At 65.3% G+C, this 16,804-nt stretch carries 15 protein-coding genes and 1 pseudogene; 11 read left to right on the top strand and 5 right to left on the bottom strand.

Annotated features, from left to right (window positions below):
• Positions 1-20 precede the first annotated feature (20 nt).
• The 3 genes from lepA to EV663_RS11230 all read left to right on the top strand — a co-directional run bounded on the left by lepA (position 21) and on the right by EV663_RS11230 (position 3,268).
• The gene (lepA, locus tag EV663_RS11240; RefSeq protein ID WP_132951901.1) at positions 21-1,823 is read left to right on the top strand and encodes a translation elongation factor 4; all 1,803 of its coding nucleotides are present in this window, start codon (positions 21-23) and stop codon (positions 1,821-1,823) included.
• Between the two features lie 254 nt (positions 1,824-2,077).
• A complete protein-coding gene (locus EV663_RS11235) occupies positions 2,078-2,512 on the top strand; it encodes a DsrE family protein (protein WP_132951900.1) in 435 nt (144 codons plus the stop codon).
• A 267-nt stretch (positions 2,513-2,779) separates the two neighbouring features.
• The gene (locus EV663_RS11230) at positions 2,780-3,268 is read left to right on the top strand and encodes a cytochrome b (RefSeq protein ID WP_132951899.1); all 489 of its coding nucleotides are present in this window, start codon (positions 2,780-2,782) and stop codon (positions 3,266-3,268) included.
• On the opposite strand, the gene EV663_RS11225 is transcribed toward EV663_RS11230, so the two are convergent.
• Positions 3,265-4,032: an alpha/beta fold hydrolase gene (locus tag EV663_RS11225; RefSeq protein WP_132951898.1), complete on the bottom strand. Its 768-nt coding sequence runs from the start codon at positions 4,030-4,032 to the stop codon at positions 3,265-3,267. The genes EV663_RS11230 and EV663_RS11225 overlap by 4 nt on opposite strands.
• A 101-nt stretch (positions 4,033-4,133) precedes the next feature.
• On the opposite strand from EV663_RS11225, the gene EV663_RS11220 reads away from it, so the two are divergent.
• Complete coding sequence (locus tag EV663_RS11220) at positions 4,134-4,502, top strand: hypothetical protein (protein WP_132951897.1); 369 nt, start codon at positions 4,134-4,136, stop codon at positions 4,500-4,502.
• Between the two features lie 83 nt (positions 4,503-4,585).
• Here EV663_RS11220 and glyA read toward each other — a convergent pair whose 3' ends face one another.
• Positions 4,586-5,878: a serine hydroxymethyltransferase gene (glyA, locus tag EV663_RS11215; RefSeq protein WP_132951896.1), complete on the bottom strand. Its 1,293-nt coding sequence runs from the start codon at positions 5,876-5,878 to the stop codon at positions 4,586-4,588.
• A 160-nt stretch (positions 5,879-6,038) separates the two neighbouring features.
• Between glyA and EV663_RS11210 the strand changes: the two genes are divergently transcribed.
• Positions 6,039-6,806, top strand: coding sequence for an NAD kinase (locus tag EV663_RS11210; protein ID WP_132951895.1), 768 nt, complete (start codon positions 6,039-6,041; stop codon positions 6,804-6,806).
• Between the two features lie 171 nt (positions 6,807-6,977).
• Here EV663_RS11210 and EV663_RS11205 read toward each other — a convergent pair.
• Positions 6,978-7,982: pseudogene (locus tag EV663_RS11205) on the bottom strand (sigma-54 interaction domain-containing protein); the annotation flags it as partial.
• Between the two features lie 202 nt (positions 7,983-8,184).
• Positions 8,185-10,080, bottom strand: a complete 1,896-nt coding sequence (gene prpE / locus EV663_RS11200; protein WP_132951893.1) for a propionate-CoA ligase PrpE — start codon at positions 10,078-10,080, stop codon at positions 8,185-8,187.
• A 177-nt stretch (positions 10,081-10,257) separates the two neighbouring features.
• Here prpE and EV663_RS11195 point away from each other — a divergent pair, with 177 nt between their 5' ends.
• The 6 genes from EV663_RS11195 (at position 10,258) to EV663_RS11170 (ending at position 15,690) form a co-directional block, all read left to right on the top strand.
• Positions 10,258-10,650, top strand: a complete 393-nt coding sequence (locus EV663_RS11195) for a cytidine deaminase (protein WP_132951892.1) — start codon at positions 10,258-10,260, stop codon at positions 10,648-10,650.
• A 1-nt stretch (position 10,651) separates the two neighbouring features.
• Positions 10,652-11,962, top strand: coding sequence for a thymidine phosphorylase (locus EV663_RS11190; RefSeq protein ID WP_132951891.1), 1,311 nt, complete (start codon positions 10,652-10,654; stop codon positions 11,960-11,962).
• Complete coding sequence (locus EV663_RS11185; RefSeq protein ID WP_132951890.1) at positions 11,959-13,170, top strand: phosphopentomutase; 1,212 nt, start codon at positions 11,959-11,961, stop codon at positions 13,168-13,170. Before EV663_RS11190 ends, EV663_RS11185 begins: the two co-directional genes overlap by 4 nt.
• A complete protein-coding gene (locus EV663_RS11180) occupies positions 13,167-14,150 on the top strand; it encodes an adenosine deaminase (RefSeq protein WP_132951889.1) in 984 nt (327 codons plus the stop codon). Before EV663_RS11185 ends, EV663_RS11180 begins: the two co-directional genes overlap by 4 nt.
• The gene (gene upp, locus EV663_RS11175; RefSeq protein ID WP_132951888.1) at positions 14,143-14,775 is read left to right on the top strand and encodes a uracil phosphoribosyltransferase; all 633 of its coding nucleotides are present in this window, start codon (positions 14,143-14,145) and stop codon (positions 14,773-14,775) included. The genes EV663_RS11180 and upp overlap by 8 nt, the downstream gene beginning before the upstream one ends.
• A gap of 66 nt (positions 14,776-14,841) precedes the next feature.
• Complete coding sequence (locus tag EV663_RS11170) at positions 14,842-15,690, top strand: hypothetical protein (protein ID WP_132951887.1); 849 nt, start codon at positions 14,842-14,844, stop codon at positions 15,688-15,690.
• A gap of 73 nt (positions 15,691-15,763) precedes the next feature.
• On the opposite strand, the gene EV663_RS11165 is transcribed toward EV663_RS11170, so the two are convergent.
• Complete coding sequence (locus EV663_RS11165) at positions 15,764-16,780, bottom strand: hypothetical protein (RefSeq protein ID WP_132951886.1); 1,017 nt, start codon at positions 16,778-16,780, stop codon at positions 15,764-15,766.
• Positions 16,781-16,804 lie beyond the last annotated feature (24 nt).

Here is a 16,804-nt window from a genome sequence, read left to right as displayed (position 1 = left end):
AAGCGCCGCATATCCCGCCCATGACCGAGCTCAGATACATCCGCAACTTTTCGATCGTGGCGCATATCGACCACGGAAAATCCACGCTTGCCGACCGGCTGATCCAGTTGACCGGAACGGTGGCCGAGCGGGACATGAAGGAACAGTTGCTGGATGCGATGGATATCGAGCGCGAGAGGGGGATCACCATCAAGGCCAATACCGTGCGGATCGAGTATCCTGCGAAAGACGGCCATACCTACGTGCTGAACCTGATCGACACGCCCGGCCATGTCGATTTTGCCTACGAGGTCAGCCGGTCGATGCGCGCGGTCGAGGGATCGTTGCTGGTGGTCGACGCCACCCAAGGGGTCGAGGCGCAGACGCTGGCCAATGTCTATACCGCGATCGAGGCCGATCACGAAATCGTCCCGGTGCTGAACAAGATCGACCTGCCAGCCGCCGATTGCGACCGCGTGGCCGAACAGATCGAGGACGTGATCGGGATCGATGCCAGCGACGCGGTGCAGATCAGCGCCAAGACCGGCATCGGCATCCCCGACGTGCTTGAGGCCATCGTTACCCGCCTGCCCTCCCCGCATGAGGGCGACCGTGCAAAGCCGCTCAAGGCATTGCTGGTCGACAGCTATTACGACCCCTACCTCGGCGTCGTCGTTCTCGTGCGGATCATCGACGGCGTGCTGAAAAAGGGTGACCGCATCCGCATGATGAAAACCGGCGGCACCTATGGCGTTGACCGGATTGGCGTGTTCCGCCCCGCGATGCAGGATATCGCGGAACTGGGGCCGGGCGAAATCGGGTTTTTGACAGCCTCGATCAAGCAGGTGCGCGATACCCGCGTGGGCGATACCATCACGACGGAAAAGAAGGGGATCGAGACCCCCTTGCCCGGTTTCAAGCCCGCACAGCCGGTTGTGTTCTGCGGTCTTTTCCCGGTCGATTCGAACGAGTTCGAAGATCTGCGCGACGCGATCGAGAAACTGGCCCTGAACGATGCGAGTTTCAGTTATGAAATGGAAACCTCCGCCGCGTTGGGCTTCGGGTTTCGCTGCGGATTCCTGGGGCTGTTGCACCTGGAAGTGATCCGCGACCGGCTGGAACGCGAATACGATATCGACCTGATCACCACCGCGCCCAGCGTGATCTACCACATCTACATGAAAGACGGGGAGATGCGAGAGCTGCACAACCCCGCCGACATGCCCGACCTGACCTATGTCGATCATATCGAGGAACCCCGGATCAAGGCCACGATCCTGGTGCCCGACGAATACCTGGGCGACGTGCTGAAACTTTGCCAGGACCGCCGCGGCGAACAACTGGACCTGACCTATGCCGGGTCACGCGCGATGGTGGTCTATGACCTGCCGCTGAACGAGGTGGTGTTTGACTTTTATGACCGGCTGAAATCGGTGACCAAGGGCTATGCCAGCTTCGATTACCAGATGATCGGCTATCGGCAGGATTACCTGGTCAAGATGCAGGTCCTTGTGAATGACGAACCGGTGGATGCGCTTTCAACCATGGTCCACCGCGACCGGGCGGAAATGCGGGGTCGCGCCATGTGCGAAAAGCTGAAGGAACTGATTCCCCGCCACATGTTCAAGATCCCCATCCAGGCCGCCATCGGCGGCCGCGTGATCGCCCGCGAAACGCTGGCCGCCTTGCGCAAGGACGTCACCGCCAAGTGCTATGGCGGGGACGTGACGCGGAAGAAAAAGCTCTTGGAAAAGCAGAAGGCCGGCAAGAAGAAGATGCGCCAGTTTGGCAAGGTCGAGATCCCGCAGGCGGCATTTATCAACGCGTTGAAGATGGATGATTGACGAGGGGATTTCCCGGCGTTCTGCAATCAGCAGGGGTAGGGGGTAATCCACCGCCTAGCCCTCGCGGTTTGGTCATGGTCGCTTACCGCCCCTTGCTCTATCCCGGGCGTGGTTTGTACCCGTTCAGGTTGATTCCGATCATGTTGGTCACAATCGCGTCAGGTGAGGGCGGTGTGCGCATTCGACATATTATGAAATCCATATGTATGTTTACCCTGCACGCCGAGTGAAACCGTCACCGAAAGGGGAACATCATGTTCAAGACGCTCAAGATTGCCACCCTCGCCATTGCGCTGACCGCAGCGCCGGCAATGGCGCGCGATGTCACCAGGCTGGCCGCCGTTGTCACCGACGCCAATCCGCAGACCCAGTTGATGAGCATGGTGTTGACCAACCAGGCGCTGGATCGTGGCGTCAAGACCAAGATCCTGCTGTGCGGTCCGGCCGCCGATATCGCGCTCAAGGATGCTCCCGAATCCGCCACCGCGGGCCAGCCGCCGCAGGGCGCAAGCCCCCAGGGCCTGTTGCAGGCGGCGATCAAGAAGGGCGCCAAGGCCGAGGTTTGCGCGCTCTACCTACCCGGCAAGGGGCTTGAGGCCGACGCCCTGATCGATGGTGTCACCGTCGCCCAGCCGCCAGCCATGGCCCGCGATCTGGTCGAAAGCGGCACCCGCGTCTGGTCGTTCTGACCGGCCTGCGCCTGTTCGGGCGGGCCGCGTACGGCGCACAGATGTCATGCACGTGCGGCCGCGGCACGGTGGCTGGCGTCGGATGCTTCGCCAGGCCGCAGTCCCGCATAGTCCCGATTCGCGCTACCTTCGGGGCGGTCGGCCCCGGTGCCGTTCCATGTGCCGGGTTCGACCGCCCCTGCCGGTGGCGCGGGCCGGGGCGCGTTTTACCTGCCGACTGCCGGGCCGCCGGTGGCCGGTTTTCGTTACTGACCATCGGAGGGTCTCATGTCGGTCACGGGTTATTCGCGGATGCAGATCCGCCTGCATTGGGCGGTATTCGCCCTTGTCGCGCTGCAATTCCTGCTCGCCGGGGGGATGTCCTCGGCATTCGATAAGTTCATGGAAACGGGCGAGAAATCTTTTTCGATCCTCGTCGCGCTTCACATTCTGCCAGGTGTCCTGGTGTTGATCCTCGCCGTCTGGCGGATCGTTCTGAGGATGCTGCGCGGTGTTCCCGCGCCCGATCCGTCGCATTCGCCCGCACAGGTGATGGTGGCGCGGGTCATGTACGGGCTGTTCTACGTTCTGTTGGTGCTTTTGCCGGTCTCGGGCATGGTCGCCTGGTCGCAGGGATCCGGCATGGCCGGCAATGTCCACTCGGCGCTGCGGGTGGTGCTGATGATCTTGATCGTCCTGCATGTCGCGGCCGCGCTTGCGGGGCAGTACATCAAGAAAGACGGCACCCTGGCCCGGATGATGAAATCCGCCGACTAGGCAAGGAACGCGCGCACCGCCGCTTCGAATTCGCGGGGTTTCTCGGCGTGAAGCCAGTGGCCCGCGCCGGGTATCCGCGCAAATCGTGCGGCAGGGAAGAGCGCCTTTATCCTGGCGCGGTGTTCGGCGCGGACATAATCCGACGCGGCGCCGGAAAGGAACAGGACGGGGCCGTTGAACGTCCCCGTTTCCATTTCGGGCCAGCCCAGGATATGCGGCATCTCGGCGGCCAGCGCATCGAGATTGAGCCGCCATCGCGGCGGGCTGGCCTTGAGATCGAGCGATTGAAGCAGGAAGGCGCGCACGGCACGATCCTCGACATGGGCTGACAAGGCCCGGTCGGCCTGGCCGCGGCGGGTTACCCCGGAAAGGTCAAGCGCCTGCATCGCGGCGACGAGGTGGGCCTGGGTATGTCCATAGGGAACCGGCGCGATATCGGCCACGATCAGCCGGTGGACCAGGTCGGGCCGGGTCAGCGCCAGCATCATCGCAGCCTTGCCGCCCATCGAGTGGCCCAGAACATCCGCCCGCCCGCCATGGGTCGCGATGACCTCGGCCAGGTCCGCAGCCATCTCGGGATAGCGGTGGCGGTCCGACCAGGCGCTTGCGCCGTGGTTACGCATGTCCACGCTCAGCACCGGGCGATCCGCGGCCAGCCGGGTGGCGATCACGCCCCAGTTCCGGGCAGAGCCGAAAAGCCCGTGCACGATCAAAAGCGGCAGTCGCCCGGATGACCCGGCCCCATGAGAATAGGTCTTCAGCATGGCCCCTTGTTAACAGCCCGTTCTCGCCTGGGCCATGGCCATTGCGAGTCGGTTCGGGATCGAGCTATCGTAAGGGTTGTGTGTAGCGATTGGGGGGCGCAGTGACCTGTCCCGTTGTGACCGAACTGGCAAGGAATGTCTCTGCGGGGTTCGAAAGGGTCTATGGCCTGCGCGGCCCTCTGGACCGACAGGTGCGCCGTGCGGGTCGGGCCTTGCCGGCGGCTTTGCGCCGCGAGGCGCACTTGCTGGCAGAGGCCTGGGAACAGGCACATCACCCCAGGCTGTCGCGCCGTCTTGACCGCGCGCGGCTGCGGCTGGCCCATGACAGGTTGATGGCCTATCTCTGCCGCGCCGATGCCGCCCGGAACCGGCGCGTGAAACTTGCCAGCCTGATCCAGACGGTGTCCGTGAACCTTCTGGCGGCGATGGCGGTGCTGGCGGGGATTGCCGTCTGGCGCGGCCTGGTCTGAAACCATAGCCTTGTACCAGGTGATGCCCCCGGCGGAGTGCGGTCGGGGAAGGGGGAGGGGCCAATGGCCCCTCCGGTAATGGCTCAGAGGTCGGGATAGATCGGAAAACGGGCGCAAAGTGCCTGCACCTCGGCCTTGACCTTGGTCTCGACCGCGGCGTTGCCCTCTTCGCCATTGGCGGCAAGACCGTCTACGACCTCGGTGATCCAGCGACCGATCTGGGCGAATTCATCCCCGCCAAAGCCGCGTGTCGTGCCCGCCGGGCTGCCCAGGCGGATGCCGCTGGTGATCGTGGGCTTTTCCGTGTCGAAGGGGATGCCGTTCTTGTTGCAGGTGATATGGGCGCGGCCCAGGGCTTTTTCGGTGGCGTTGCCCTTGACCCCCTTGGGCCGCAGGTCGACCAGCAGGACGTGGCTGTCGGTGCCGCCGGTGACCAGGCTGAGCCCGCCCTCGACCAGTGCCGCGCCCATCGCCTGGGCGTTTTCGATCACCTGTTTCTGGTAGGTCTTGAATTCCGGGCGCAGGGCCTCGCCAAAGGCCGCGGCCTTGCCCGCGATCACGTGCATCAGCGGCCCGCCCTGGATGCCGGGGAAGATGGCCGAGTTGAACTTCTTGGCCAGTGCCTCGTCATTGGTCAGGATCATGCCGCCGCGCGGCCCACGCAGGGTCTTGTGGGTGGTGGTGGTGGCGACATGGGCATGGGGGAAGGGCGAGGGGTAGAGGCCCGCCGCTACCAGCCCGGCGAAATGGGCCATGTCCACCATCAGGTAGGCGCCGACCATATCGGCGATCTCGCGGAAGCGTTTGAAATCCAGGATGCGCGGGATCGCCGAGCCGCCCGCGATGATGAGTTTCGGCTGGTGTTCCTTTGCCAGGGCCTCGATCTGGTCGTAGTCGGGCAGAAGGTCGGCCTCACGCACGCCGTATTGCACGGCGTTGAACCACTTGCCCGACTGGTTGGGCCGGGCGCCGTGGGTCAGGTGGCCGCCGGCATCCAGCGACATGCCCAGGATCGTGTCGCCGGGTTGCAGCAGCGCGGTGAACACGCCTTGGTTGGCCTGGCTGCCCGAGTTCGGCTGCACATTGGCAAAGCCGCAGTCGAACAGCTGGCAGGCGCGCTCGATCGCGAGGTTTTCGGCGATGTCCACAAATTGGCAGCCGCCGTAATAGCGTTTTCCCGGGTACCCTTCGGCATATTTGTTGGTCATCACCGAGCCCTGCGCCTCCATCACGGCGCGGCTGACGATGTTTTCCGACGCGATCAGTTCGATCTCGTCACGCTGGCGGCCAAGCTCCAGCCCGATGGCGCGGGCGATCTCGGGGTCGCGTGTGGCGAGCGCCTCGGTGAAGAAGCCGGTATCGGTAGGTGAGGTCATCCTGCAATCTCCTGCTGGGCCTGTGCGGCGATAGTGGGCGTTCTAGCGAAACTGTCGGGGCGGCAAAAGCCCCATTGAACCGGGCGTTGCATAGCGTCGCGCCCTTGTGTTTCCGATCCGCGCGGGCGATGAGAGAGGAAGAAGCGCGAGGGAATGGCGGATGACCGCAGCAGGCAAGATCGCCTTTCTGGCCAGCGGCTCGGACGAGGCGCAAAATGCGCTGGGCTCGTTGACCGAACGCTATGGGCAGGTCGTCCCCGAACAGGCGGACGTGATCGTCGCACTGGGGGGCGACGGATTCATGCTGCAGACCCTTCACGCAACCCAGGAGTTGCGCGCGCCCGTTTACGGGATGAATTGTGGCACCGTCGGTTTCCTGATGAACGAGTACCGGCCCAAGGGTCTGACAGCGCGGCTGGAAGCCGCCGAAGAGGCGATCCTGAACCCGCTGCGCATGCGCGCCACGCGTCCCGACGGATCGGTCGCCGAGGCTCTGGCAATCAACGAGGTCAGCCTTTTGCGGGCCGGCCCGCAAGCGGCGAAGCTCAGGATCAGCGTGGATGGGCGCCTCCGGCTGGAGGAACTGGTCTGCGATGGCGCGCTGGTGGCCACGCCCGCGGGATCTACCGCCTATAACTACTCTGCCCACGGACCGATCCTGCCGATCGGGGCGGATGTGCTGGCCCTGACGGCGGTGGCCCCGTTTCGGCCCCGGCGCTGGAGAGGCGCGCTCTTGCCGAAATCGGCGCGGGTGCGAATCGACGTGCTGCAACCCGAGAAACGCCCGGTGATGGCCGAGGGCGACAGCCGGGGGGCAGGGGTCGTGGTAGCAGTCGAGATCGCCTCCGAGCCCGCGATCAGGCATCGCATCCTGTTCGATCCGGGGCACGGGCTCGAGGAACGCCTGATCCGCGAACAATTCCTGTGACGCGCTGTCGCCTCGCCCGGCGACCCCCTTCTTCTTGGCCGAAATACCCCGGGGGGAGTCCGCAGGACGGGGGGCGGCGCCCCCCTTTATCCTCGCCGTCCGGCACGGCGTCGGGTTCGGCGTGCCTGGTCTGGCCCGGCTTTTCGCGCCGTCCCCAGGCTGTTTCAGCCCTCAGACCGCTTCGGCCTGCCGCGCCCAGGCTTCGCGCTTGCGGTACAGCGTCGAGGGTGAGACATCGAGAACCCGCGCCGCACGCGGCACCGAACCGCCCTCGCGCGCGATGGTTTCCTCGATCACCATCTGTTCGATCTCGGCCAGCGATTTGCCGACCAGGTCATCAATCCCAAGCCGAGACGCCTCCTCCGCCGTGCCGTGCCGGGGCGGAACCCGGTCGCCATCACGATGCAGGCCAAGCGGAAGCATGTCGCGGGTAACCACCCGTCCGTCATTCAGAACTACCGCATGGCGCACCACGTTCAAAAGCTGGCGCACGTTTCCCGGCCAGGGCAGGGCACGGAACATCGCCTCGACATCGGGGGCAAAGGCGGCAAAGCTGCGGCCCTCCTCTGCCGAGAAACGGACAAGCGCGCGCCGGGCGATCTCGATCACGTCCTCGCCCCTTTCGCGCAGCGGGGGCAGGTGAATCGGAACGACATGCAGGCGGTAAAACAGGTCTTCGCGGAACCGGCCGCGACGAACCTCTTCCATCGGGTCGCGATTGGTGGCGCAGACAATTCGCACATCGACCTTTCGGGCCTGCGATGCGCCGACCGGCTGGATCGTCGAGGTTTGCAGGAACCGCAAGAGCTTGGTCTGAAGGTCGAGATCCATTTCGCAGATCTCGTCGAGAAACAGTGTCCCGCCATTGGCCACCGTGGCCGCCCCCGGCTTGTTGGCCACCGCGCCGGTAAAGGCGCCCTTGAGATGTCCGAAAACCTCTGATTCCAGAAGGTCATGCGGGATCGCGGCACAGTTGAGCGGCACGAAAGGCCCCGTCGCGCGGGTCGACGCGGCATGGACCGCCTGCGCGCAAATCTCCTTGCCGGTGCCGCTTTCCCCGGTAATGAACACTGTCGCCATCGAACGCGCCGCCGCCGTGATCCGGTCAAAGACCTGCTGCATCTGCCAGGATGACCCGATGCATTCGGGATCGGACCCGGTCGGCGCGGTACAAGGGGACAGCTTGCGCTTGTCGTCTTTCGGGGACGGGAACATGGGAACACTCGCACTGATTGCAACACATCTGTAACGTGTCGATCAGCTTCTACCAACCTGTCTAAAAGTTCAGGTCAGGGTTGCATTCGTGTTCCCGTGCTACCCTTTCGGGTGGGTGGCGCGGATAGATCCCCGCGCCGCGCCCTTTGTTTTGACAGCCGGCTCAGCCCGCCTTGGGGTAACCCAGTTCCTTCAGCGCCACGGCGATCTCGTCCAGGATCGCGGGGTCGTCGATGGTCGCGGGCATCTTGAAATCCTGCCCGTCGGCGATCTTGACCATCGTGCCGCGCAGGATCTTGCCCGAGCGCGTCTTGGGCAGGCGGTCGACCACGCAGGCCAGCTTGAACGCGGCGACCGGGCCGATCTGGTCGCGCACCAGTTTCACGCATTCCTTGACCACCTCGGCATGGTCGCGGTTCACCCCCGTCGTCAGGCACATGAAGCCCATCGGCAATTGTCCCTTCAGATCGTCGGCGACCCCGATCACCGCGCATTCGGCCACGTCGGGATGGCTGGCCAGGACCTCTTCCATCGCGCCTGTCGACAGGCGATGGCCTGCGACGTTGATCACGTCATCGGTGCGCGACATGATGTAGAGATACCCGTCCTCGTCCTTGTAGCCTGCATCGCCCGTTTCATAGTAGCCTGGGAAATGGTTCAGGTAGGATTTGTGAAACCGGTCCTCGGCGTTCCACAGGGTGGGCAGCGTGCCCGGCGGCAGCGGCAGCTTGATCGCGATCGCGCCCAGGGTGTTGGGGCCGACCTCGTGCCCGCCCTCGTCCAGGATATGCACGTCATAGCCTGGCATCGGGACTGACGGGCTGCCGACCTTGACCGGCAATTCCTCGATCCCAAGCGGGTTGCCCGCGATGGCCCAGCCGGTTTCGGTCTGCCACCAATGGTCGATCACCGGCACGCCCAACTGGTTCTGCGCCCAGTGGATGGTGTCGGGGTCGGCCCGTTCACCGGCCAGGAACAGCGCCTTGAGGCAGGACAGATCGTATTTCTTGAGAAACGCGCCATTTGGGTCCTCGCGCTTGATCGCGCGAAAGGCGGTCGGCGCGGTGAAGAAGCTTTTCACCTTGTGTTCGGAAATCACGCGCCAGAACGTGCCCGCGTCGGGCGTGCCGACCGGCTTGCCCTCGAAGACGACAGTGGTGTTGCCGTGGATCAGCGGCGCGTAGCAGATATAGCTGTGGCCCACGACCCAGCCAACATCCGAGGCCGCCCAGAACACGTCGCCCGGATCGACGTTGTAGAGGTTCTTCATCGTCCAGTTCAGCGCCACCAGGTGGCCGCCGGTGGGCCGCACCACGCCCTTGGGCTGGCCCGTGGTGCCCGAGGTGTACAGGACGTAGGCCGGGTGGTTACCCTCGACCGGTACGCATTCGGCCGGTTCCACGCCGTATTGAAAGCCGTGCCAGTTGTAGTCGCGCCCTTCCTCCAGATGCGCGACCTCTTGTTCGCGCTGGAAGATCACGCAGAAATCGGGCTGGTGGGCGGATTGTTCAAGCGCCCCGTCCAGAAGCGGCTTGTAATGCACGATCCGGCCCGGCTCGATCCCGCAGCTTGCCGCGATGATGCATTTCGGTTTCGCGTCGTCGATGCGCACCGCCAATTCGTGCGCGGCAAAGCCGCCGAACACCACCGAATGGATCGCACCAAGGCGGGCACAGGCCAGCATTGCCTCCAGTGCCTCGGGGATCATCGGCATGTAGATGATGACCCGGTCACCCTTTTCCACACCCTTGGCACGCAGCGCGCCGGCCAGCTGGGCCACGCGGTTGCGCAGCATGACATAAGAGATCGACTTGCGCGTGCCGGTGACGGGGCTGTCATAGATGATCGCGGTCTGGTCGCCGCGGCCGTTTTCGACATGCCGATCCACGGCATTCCAGCAGGTATTGACCATCCCATCGGCGAACCATTGATAGATCGGTGCCTTGTCGTCATGCAGCGCCCTGGAGGGTTTTTGAACCCAGTCGATCGCCTCGGCGGCCTTCATCCAGAACCCTTCCGGGTCGTTTTGCCAGGCCTGATAGACCTCGGAATATGTCATGCGGTCTGTCCCTCCTTACTATGTTGGTAATTCTGTTACGCAGCGGGGGGCTGAGGCGCAAGATAGAAACCCGGACGTTCGGTCGCGGGTGGTGCTGATTTGTGCCCTCGCGCATCTTCCGGCGCCCTTGCATCCCGTGGCGCCGCGCCGCAGATTGGCAGCTAAAGGAGTAATTCCATGCCAGTCTTGTCCGCTGCGCGCGCGGTTCGCGAGAATGCCCATGCCCCCTATTCGCGTTTCAAGGTCGGCGCGGCGGTTCGGGGGGCGGACGGCGCTATCCATGTCGGGTGCAATGTCGAGAATGTCGCCTCGCCCGAGGGCACCTGCGCCGAGGCGGGGGCCATCGCCGCGATGGTCGCGGCGGGCTGCCGCGAGATTGTCGAGGTGGCGGTGATCGCCGACGGGCCAGAGCCGGTCACCCCCTGCGGCGGATGTCGTCAGAAACTGGCCGAATTCGCAGCGCCCGATGTCAAGGTCACGATGGCGACCCTTTCGGGCAGGATGCGCGAGATGACGGTGGGCGAATTGTTGCCCGGCGCATTCTCGTCCGCCCACATGACCGGGCGCTGATATGGATGCTCGCGGGATCATCACCCGCCTTCGCGATGGCGAACGTCTCGACGATGCGGCGCTGACATGGTTCGCCGAGGGGCTGGCCAGCGGCGCGGTCACGGATGCCCAGGCCGGGGCCTTTGCGATGGCGGTTCTGCTGAACGGATTTTCCACGCCTGAGCGCGTGGGGCTGACGCGGGCGATGCGCGATAGCGGTCTTGTTCTCGACTGGCATCTGCCCGGCCCGGTCCTGGACAAGCATTCCACCGGGGGTGTGGGCGATTGTGTTAGCCTGGTGTTGGCACCGGCGCTGGCGGCCTGCGGGGCCTATGTGCCGATGATTTCGGGGCGCGGGCTGGGTCATACTGGCGGCACGCTGGATAAACTGGCTGCGATACCGGGCTACCGCACCGAGATCTCGGTTTGTGAACTGAAATCCCTTACCGCGGAGGTCGGTTGCGCCATCGTCGGGGCCTCGGCCGATATCGCGCCCGCCGACAAGCGGCTTTACGCCGTGCGCGACGTGTCCGGCACGGTCGAAAGCATCGACCTGATCACCGCGTCGATCCTGTCAAAGAAACTCGCCGCGGGGCTTGAGGGGCTGGTGCTTGATGTCAAGGTCGGCTCTGGCGCCTTCATGAAAGAGATGGGCGATGCCGAGGCGTTGGCCCGCGCGCTGGTCGAGACCGCGCAGGGGGCCGGTTGCATGACCACGGCGCTGATCACCGATATGAGCCAGCCGCTGGTGGCCGCGGCTGGAAATGCGCTGGAGGTGATCGAGGTCATGGAAACCCTGACTGGCACCGGTGTCACCCCTGCGCTGTGGGACATTACCTGCGCCCTGGGCGGCGAGGCGTTGGCGTTGGGCGGTCTGGCCGAGGATGCGGCCGACGGCGCGCGGCGCATCGCCAGGGCGCTGGACAGTGGCGAGGCGGCGCTGAAATTCGGCGAGATGGTCGCCGAACTTGGCGGTCCGGCCGATTTCATCGAACGTTGGCCCGACCGCCTGCCCGCCGCCCCCGTGGTGCAAGAGGTGCGCGCACCGCGCGCGGGCGTGGTGCAGGCCATCGATACGCATGCGTTGGGCCTGGCGGTAGTCGGTCTTGGGGGGGGGCGGCGGCGCGAACGTGATCGCATCAACCCCTCGGTCGGACTGTCTGAGATCGCAGCCCTTGGCGACGAGGTCGGGGCGGGCGAGATGCTGGCGCTGGTTCATGCGGCCAGCGAGACCGACGCAGAGGCCGCCGCGGCCGGGGTGGTTGCCGCCTTTGCCATTGGCGAGGGGCCGGCCACGCTTCCGCCCCTGGTTCACCAGAGAATTCTGTCATGACCCGTGCCTTCCTCGTGGTGATGGATTCGCTCGGGATCGGCGGGGCGCCGGATGCGGACCGCTTTTTCAATGATGGAGCACCGGATACTGGCGCCAACACCTTGGCCCATATCGCGGCCGAATGCGCCGCCGGCCGGGCGGACGACGGGCGATCAGGCCCGCTGCATGTGCCGAATCTCGATGCCCTGGGCCTTGGCGCGGCGCTCCGGCTGGCCAGCGGGGCCGAGGTGCCGGGGCTGGGGGTGGTGCCGCAGGGGCTATGGGGGGCGGCAACCGAGTTGTCGCCGGGCAAGGATACGCCATCGGGCCATTGGGAACTGGCCGGTGTGCCTGTCCCGTGGGACTGGCACTATTTCCCCCGCGAGGTGCCCGCCTTTCCAGAGGAGGTGCTGGTACAGGTGCGCCGGCTCGCCGGGGTCGATGGGACGCTGTGCAATTGTCACGCTTCGGGCACGGAAATCGTGGCCGAACTGGGGTCCGAGCATCTGCGCACCGGCTGGCCGATCCTCTACACCTCTGCCGACAGCGTGTTCCAGATCGCCGCCCATGAAGAGGTTTTCGGCCTCGACCGGCTGCTTTCGCTGTGTCGGGGTATCGCGCCGATGCTGCATGCGATGCGCGTCGGCCGGGTGATCGCGCGGCCTTTCCGAGGGGATGCGCAAACCGGGTTCGTGCGCACCGCGAACCGTCATGACTACGCCATCGCGCCCCCCGCACCGACGCTGTGCGACTGGGCGCGGGGTGCGGGCCGCCGGGTGCAGGCCATCGGCAAGATCGGCGACATATTCTCGATGCATGGCATCGACGAGGTGCGCACCGGCCCAGACGCTGCCTTGATGGTCCATTGGGCGGACCTGATGCGCGAGGCCCCCGAGGGCAGCCTGACATTCGCCAATTTCGTAGAGTTCGACAGTCTCTGGGGGCATCGGCGCGACGTCGCCGGATATGCCCGCGCGCTGGAGTGGTTCGATGCGCAACTGCCCGGCATTTTCGATCGGATGCGGCCGGGCGACCTGGTGCTGTTGACCGCCGACCATGGCAACGATCCTACATGGGTGGGCACCGATCATACCCGCGAACGGGTGCCGGTTCTGGGGGCGGGGCTCGATGCACGCAAAATCGGGCTGTGCGGTTATGTCGATGTGGCCGCCAGCGTGGCCGCGCATCTGGGCATCGACGCCCAGGGACCGGGGAGGAGCTTTCTGTGACACTACCCAAGGTCGAGTTGCACCACCACCTTGAGGGGGCCGCGCCGCCAGCCTTGATTCGCGACATGGCCCGCATGCGCGGCGCCGATATCGGTGGTATCTTCGGCCCGGACGGCGGCTATGCCTATCGTGATTTCACCGGGTTCCTCGCGGTCTACGAGGTTGCGACATCGGTGCTTAAGGGCCCCGAGGATTACGCCCGCCTGACCGGTGCGGTGCTGGAAAATACCGCGGCGCAGGGCGTGGTCTATCTTGAAACCTTCATATCGCCCGATTTCTGTGGCGGGCGCGACCTGGGGGCCTGGCGTGAATACCTGCACGCCATCGCCGAGGCCGCCCGCGTCGCTGAACGTGCCCATGGTATCGTGACCCGCGGCATCGTCACCTGCATCCGCCATTTCGGCCCGGCCATGGCCCGCGACGCCGCCCTTTGCGCGGCTGAAACGGCCGGCGATTTCATCGTCGGCTTTGGCATGGCCGGGGATGAGAGGCGCGGTGTGGTCGCTGATTTCGCCTATGCCTTCGACATGGCGCGCGAGGCCGGGCTGGGTCTGACCGCCCATGCGGGCGAATGGGAGGGGCCGACCTCGGTGCGTGCCGTTCTGGACGATCTTCGCGTGGACCGGATCGGCCACGGCGTGCGCGCCGCCGAGGACCCCGCGCTGGTCGAGCGGCTTGCCCAAACCGGCGTTGTTCTGGAGATATGCCCAGGCTCGAACATCGCGCTTGGGGTTTATCCGCGCTGGTCCGACCACCCGATTGCCCGGCTGCGTGCGGCGGGGGTCAAGGTGACCGTTTCGACCGACGATCCACCCTTTTTCCATACCACGATGACGCAGGAATACGACCGGCTTGCCCAGACCTTTGGCTGGGGCGAGGATGACTTTGCCGCGCTGAACCGGGTCGCGGCAGAGGCCGCCTTTTGCGACACAGCGACCCGCGCGGCCCTGTTGAAACGACTGGAGTTTGCCGATGACTAGCCACCTGACCATCGTCACGCATCCGTTGGTTCAGCACAAGCTGAGCCTGATGCGCGACAAGTCCACGCCCACCGGCGAGTTCCGCCGCTTGCTGCACGAGATCAGCCAGCTTCTTGCCTATGAGGTGACGCGCGACTTGCCCATGACCACGCGCCGGATCGAAACGCCGCTTTGCGAGATCGACGCGCCGGTCCTTGCGGGGCGCAAGCCGGTGCTGGTGTCGATCCTGCGAGCGGGTAACGGCCTGCTGGACGGGGTGCTGGAATTGATACCCTCGGCGCGGGTCGGTTTCGTCGGGTTGTACCGCGACGAGGCGACGCTCGAACCCGTGCAATACTATTTCAAGGTTCCGCCCGGCCTGTCAGAGCGCACCGTTATCGTCCTGGACCCGATGCTGGCAACCGGCAATTCCTCGGTTGCGGCCATTGATCTGTTGAAGCGGGCAGGCGCGAAAGAGATTCGCATGATGTGCCTCCTGGCCGCGCCCGAGGGTGTCGAGCGCATGGCAAAGGCGCATCCCGACGTGCCGATCGTAACGGCGGCTGTGGATGAATGCCTGAACGACCATGGATATATTGTTCCAGGACTAGGGGATGCGGGGGACCGCATGTTCGGCACAAAATAGACGAATTGATTCTTTACTCATTTGGCGTCATCAGGCATGATTCCTCCAGATCTTGTGGGGGAAGTCATGTCTTTTTGGCACTCGGTCGCCTGTGCTGCGGTCGTGGCGGGGTTTATTGTGTCCGCCGCCGAGGCGCAATCGCTTAGAAAGGACGATGGCCCGGCAGAACTGCCGCCGGCAAGTTACCAGGATCGGCAATATGTCGATAGCCAGGGCTGCGTCTATATCCGTGCGGGCTATGCGGGACAGGTGACATGGGTGCCGCGCGTGGGCCGTGATCGCAAGGTGCTGTGCGGGTACAAGCCGTCCCTCGCAAGCGCTGTGCCCCAGCCAAAGATCGCAACCCGGCCCGCACCGGTCAGGACCGCGCAAACCTCGCAACGCACCGTTCCAAAGGTCGGCGCCGCCGCCAAGTCAGCACAGCCTGTTCAGCCCGTGCGGGTCTTGCGCAAGCCTGCCCCGCAGCCCGGACCCGCCGCCGCCCCGGCGCCCAAACGCGTGGTCCGTGCTGCCCCGCCCGTGCAGGCCGCCCCGCAAAAGCAGGTCAGGCGCGGCAAGCCGGCCTGTGCCGGCGCCTCGCCGCTTAGTTCGCAATATATCAACGACGGTTCGCGGTATCCGGTTCGCTGCGGTCCGCAGGTCGATGACCCACGCGGTCTGCCGGTGCCGCAAGGCGGTGCCAGGGTCGAGCGGGCCGCGACCCGGGATGTCCTGCGCCCGGTGCCATTCCAGATGCCCAAGGGCTACGAGAACGTTTGGGAAGACGACCGCCTGAACCCGATGCGCGGCAAGCGCAGCGAGCGGGGGGATGCGCAGATGGCGCTGATCTGGACCGATGACGTGCCGGCGCGGCTCGTCGAGATCCCGGTTGAACAGATGCGCGCTGTGCGCCTGTCGACCAGCGGGAAAAAGTAATACGGCAGCAAGCAACCAAAATCGAGCAACACCGAGGAAAGCGCCCTGTTCACCGACGGGGCGCTTTCACCTTTCAGCCGCCGCAAATGGACTGGAGCCGGACCCAGTCGCCATCCGATATCAGCGGCACGGGGATTTGGCCGCGCATCGGGTCAGCCTCGATCAGGCCCAGCACGGTTTCGCCCGACACGTCAAGCGCATAGGCGTAGCGCGCAGAGGAAAGCCCGGCCTTGGCAAAGCGTGCCAACAGCGCCTCGTCGGGCAGCGGGGCGGGCGGGTGCGTCATCACCGCCTCTGCATGAGCGTCCAGCGCGCCCTTGGGCAGGGTGCCGCTGGTCAGAAGGCGCAAGGTCGCCAGCGGACCCGCCGCGCGCAGCAGCGCGGCCAGCGGATCGGTTTGGGTGGCGCGCGCATCTTCGGCGAGGATAAAGCCCGCAACCGCGCCGGGATCCTCGAAATCCTCGACCAGGGCACGGTTCAGCAGGATCAGCCCGCCGGGCAGATGGGCCGCCCGCGCCATCCCCCCCGGCAGAACGATCACCTTGGTGCTTGTGCCGGGCAACAGGCGCATGGTCAGGCGGTCGAGTGCCGCCGCCCCGCCCGGCCGCGCGCAGGCAGGGCCCGCCACCCGCGTCAGGCGGGCCAGCACGTCGCGCCCTATCTCGGCGCGCACTGTGGCGGGCAGGACCGTCACCGCGTGGCGGACCAGCGCGCCGGGCAGCCAGAACAGCGCAAGCGCGGTCATTCCAGCCAAGAGTACGCCAAGGATCGCCAGTCGCAGCCGCCCTGGACGTGGGCGGCCCCGGGCGATGGCCGCGCGCACCGCCTCGATCGCCTCGATCATCACCGGTTCGTCCACCTCCAGCGTTTCGCCGCTATCGGCATCGGGGGTGAAGATGGCCGGTCGCATCCCCGGATTCGTCCTGGCGATGGCGGCCAGAGACCAATGGGTCAGAACCCTTTCGGCGCTGTCCGAGATCACCAGCGAGGCATCGCCGAAAGACAGGATCACGTCACGCCGTTGTGCCTCGGGCGCCTCGCGCCAGAGGGCGGGGCTTTCCAGCCGTTCATATCGGATGAGCGCCGTCATCGCGGCCCTTTGTCCTGCGTTGTC

This window comes from Rhodovulum bhavnagarense, from assembly GCF_004343505.1.
GTDB classification, from domain to species: domain Bacteria; phylum Pseudomonadota; class Alphaproteobacteria; order Rhodobacterales; family Rhodobacteraceae; genus Rhodovulum; species Rhodovulum bhavnagarense.
The sequence above is the reverse complement of the archived record's forward strand: the minus strand, read 5'-3'. Positions and strand labels throughout refer to the sequence as shown.